This is a genomic window from Pseudomonas sp. 24 E 13 (genome assembly GCF_900004715.1).
In the GTDB taxonomy this organism is placed as follows: domain Bacteria; phylum Pseudomonadota; class Gammaproteobacteria; order Pseudomonadales; family Pseudomonadaceae; genus Aquipseudomonas; species Aquipseudomonas orientalis_A.
The window spans coordinates 1-3299 of record NZ_CVTO01000018.1; the positions used below are offsets into that span (position 1 = coordinate 1).

Consider the following 3299-nt stretch of genomic DNA (forward strand, 5'->3'; position numbering starts at 1 on the left):
CCGGCGAGCGTCATGCGCACCCAGCGGTACGCCTGCGGGCTGGCCTCGGCCAATTGCTTCTGGGCCGGGGAAAGAGGCAGGCCAAGATCCATCATGGTGTCATCTCCAGAGCGTTTTCCTCAGCCGTAGCCGGTGCGGCCGCGACCTGATCGCGGCGATAGATGTCGCCCATGGCGACGACGATGCGCCGCTCACCCTCGAAGGGGTCGCGGGCATGGGCGGCGAGCATGTTGTCGAGCATCACCACATCGCCGCGCTGCCAGTCGAAGCGCACCGCACAACGCTCGTAAGCGGCATTGATCGCCTCGATGGCAGCCTCTTCCAGTTCGCTGCCATCACCGTAGAACACCTGCCGGGGCATGACGCTATCGCGCCCCTTGAGGAATTGCTCACGGATATCGGCATCGAGAAACGCCGGATGGTAGAGCTGGATCTGGTTGAAGAAGCTGGCATCGCCGGTCAGCGGGTGGAGGATCACCGCCGGACATACCTGGCGCGTGTGCAATTGGTTGGCGCCGCGCCACTCGAACTCAATCCCGCCCTCATGACAGATGCGCTCGGCCTCGGCACGCTCCTCCGTCTGGAAGAAGTGCTGCCAACTGACATCCAGGCTGGCGCTGAAATTGCGCACGTACATCAGTTGCTTGCGACGCAGCTTGACCTGCAGCCAGGCCGGCAGCTCGCGGTACACCTCACGGCTGTCGACGATGGGCGTGGCCCCGCCGCTGGTGGCCGGCGTCTCGCAATAGAACCACTGCCGGCGCGGCCAGCGATGCTGGTGAGCGCTCTCGTTGTGGAACATGATCATGCGGTCCTTCGGATAGGGCGTGGACTTGTAGATCTTGTTGCCGCCCTCCTTCTTCGGCAGATCGCCGTACTCGCTGTACAGCTGCGGGCACAACGCCTGGCAGAACTGCTCGAAGTCCGCCGGGGTCGGCAGATCGAAACCACGGAAGAGAATCCCGCCGTGCTCGCGCAGCCAGACTTCCACCTGCTCGCGATGGTTCTCGGCCCACACGGCGGGGGCCAGCTCGCGCTCGCGCAGTTGCACCAGCAGGGGGAAGCTGGAGCCGGCACGCAGCGGCCGGGTTTCGATCGGTTTGGCCGCAGCAGCCGGGCCATTCTGGCGCAGCTTGCCGAGCTTGCTCATCTTGCGTTGCAGCGGGTTGTCCGTGGTGGTGGACATGGCAGCGGCTCCCTTGGAAGGCAGAGGTAAGGCATCGATGGGGCTGTCCGGCGCACCCAGCGCAGCATCGAGCAGCGCCAGGAAGCTGTCGCGCAAACGCTCGATGGTGGCTGGGCGGAACAGGCTGGTGCGGTACACCCAGCGCAGGCTGAGGGCATCGCCGTCGGCAGCGGCGAACAGCGCCATATCGAACTTGGAGTGTTGTTGTTCACGGCTCAGCGGCGTGACCTCGAGGTTGCCGAGGCGGCGCGGCTGACGCGGCGTGTTGTCCAGCACGAAAAGGGTCTGCAGCAATGGATGCTGGTTGGCCACACGCGGCAGGTCGAGACATTCCACCACCTGCTCGAACGGTGTGTCCTGCCAGGCGAAGGCATCCAGGCAGACATCGCGCACCAATACCGCCTGCTCACGGAAGCTCAGCTCCGGTTGCAGGCGAATGCGCAACGCCAGCAGGTTGACGAAGAAGCCGATCAGCGCCTCGGTAGCCGGGTGTTCGCGGTTGGCCACGTCGGTGCCGATGACCAGGTCGCGGCCCTGGGTTTCGCGCTGCAGCACGGCGGCATAGACGGTCAGCAGCAACATGAACAGCGACAAGCCGCTGTCACGCTGCAAGGCCTCCAGGCGTGCCAGCGTCGCCGCCGGCAACTGGAAGTCCAAGGCCGCGCCACCGCCGCTATCGCGCTCGCCGCGTGGGAAGTCGAACGGCAACGGCACCTGGCTCGGTACGCCGGCCAGGGTACGTTGCCAGAACTGCTGGCCCTGGCGCTGACGGGCGCGCAGCGCCGCTGAAACCTGCCAGGCGGCATAGTCGACGTACTGGATCGCCAGTTCGCGCTCCACGGGCAGCCGGCCCTGGCTGTAGGCCTCGTAGCCTTCAACCAGCTCACCGATCAGCACCGAGCCGGACCAGCCGTCGGAGGCGATATGGTGCAGCACCAGTTGCAGCACATGTTCCTGCTCGCCCAGGCGATACAGCACCGCGCGCAGCGGCGCCTCAACGCTCAGGTCGAACGGTCGCGTGGCCATCTCATGTTCAGCCTGCGCCCACTGCGCCTGGCTCAGGGTCGCCAGTTGCAGCGTCAACGCAGAATCCGCCTGGATGCGCTGGCGCGCCTCGCCCTGCTGCTGATGGTAGGTGGTGCGCAGGATCGCATGGCGTCGTATCACACGCTGCAAGGCCCGCTGCAACGCCTGGGTATCGAGGGCGCCACGCAGGCGCACGTTGCTGCTCATATTGAAGCTGCTGTCGCTCGGCTGCAGTTGCTGCATCAGCCAGACCCGTTGCTGCGCAGGCGACAGCGGCTGGTCGATGTGCTGATCGACCCGCGCGATGCTCAATCCAGCCGGGTCGATGGCGGTGGCCTGGGTTTCCACGCGCGCCGCCAGCTCCGTCAGCGAAGGCGTCTCGAACAGCCAGCGCAGCGGCACCTCGAAGCCCTGCTCGCGCAGACGCGAACGCACCTGCGCGGCCATCAGCGAGTGCCCGCCGAGCTGGAAGAAATGCCCATCGAGCGGCACCTGCTCGAGCTGCAGCACCTGGCCCCAGATCTCGCTCAGCAGGGCCTCGCTGGCGCTCATCGGCCGCTGCGCGCTGCCGGCTGCCGCCTGCTGCTGGTTGCGCAACTGCGGCAATTGCTGGCGATCCACCTTGCCGTTGCTGTTGAGCGGCAATGCCGGCAGCGCTTGCAGGTGAGTTGGCAGCATATACACCGGCAGACGTGCCTGCAGATGTTCACGCAACTCGTCTGCGCTCGGCTCGCCAGCCAGACTGGCAACCCAGAACGCGGCCAGGTGCTCACCCTGCACCGCCACCACCGCCTGGGCGACCCCCGGGTGACCGAGCAGCGCCGCCTCGATCTCACCCAGCTCGATACGGAAGCCGCGCAGCTTGATCTGATCGTCGCTGCGGCCCAGGTAATACAACTGCCCATCGGCCTGCCACCGGGCGACATCGCCGGTGCGGTACAGGCGCCCGCCAGCGCCGCCGAACGGGTCGGCGATGAAACGCTCGGCGCTCAGCGCCGGCTGCCCGGCATAACCACGGGCCAGCCCAAGGCCTGCGATATACAGCTCGCCGGCACGGCCTGGCGGAACCTCACAGAGGAACTCGTCG

Annotated in this window: 1 protein-coding gene; it reads right to left on the bottom strand. The window is 66.5% G+C overall.

Features of this window, described 5'->3' with window-relative positions; all coding sequences use genetic code 11:
* Positions 1-91 precede the first annotated feature (91 nt).
* The coding region (locus BFP90_RS00635; RefSeq protein ID WP_141688885.1) for a TauD/TfdA family dioxygenase at positions 92-3299 on the bottom strand (3208 nt) is incomplete at its 5' end.